The following is a 510-nucleotide window of genomic DNA, read 5'->3' as shown; positions in this document are numbered from 1 at the left end:
CGGGCCCGGTGTTCGTGTTCCCGGGTCAGGGTGCCCAGTCGGTGCGGATGGCCGCCGGTCTGGTGGGGCGTACGCCGGTGTTCGACGCGAGGCTGGCCGAGTGCCGGCGGGCGCTGGCGCCGTACCTGGACGTCGATGTCGTGTCGGTGTTGACGGGTGACGACGAGTCGTGGCTGGAGCGGGTCGAGGTCGTGCAGCCGGTGTTGTGGGCCGTCGGCGTCGCGTTGGCGGCGGTGTGGCAGCACGCGGGGGTGTCCCCGGCCGCGGTGATCGGTCACTCGCAGGGTGAGATCGGTGCGGCGTGTGTGGCGGGCATCCTGAGCCTGGAGGACGCGGCGCGGACGGTGGCGCTGCGCTCGCGTGCCCTGGCGGTGCTGCGGGGCACCGGGACGATGGCGTCGGTGGACCTGTCGGCCGACGCGGTGGCCGAGCGGCTGCCGGCCTTCCCGGGTGTCGGGGTGGCGGCGGTCAACGGCCCGTCCACCGTCGTGGTGTCCGGCCCGCCGCAGC

The 510-nt window shown here is 75.1% G+C and carries 1 protein-coding gene; it reads left to right on the top strand.

What is annotated here, in order from left to right:
- On the top strand, nucleotides 1-510 hold a 510-nt coding region (locus V6V16_RS27815), incomplete at both ends, for an acyltransferase domain-containing protein (protein WP_334566923.1).

It is taken from the genome of Micromonospora sp. CPCC 205561 (assembly GCF_036906775.1).
GTDB lineage: Bacteria > Actinomycetota > Actinomycetes > Mycobacteriales > Micromonosporaceae > Micromonospora.
The sequence above is the reverse complement of the archived record's forward strand: the minus strand, read 5'-3'. Positions and strand labels throughout refer to the sequence as shown.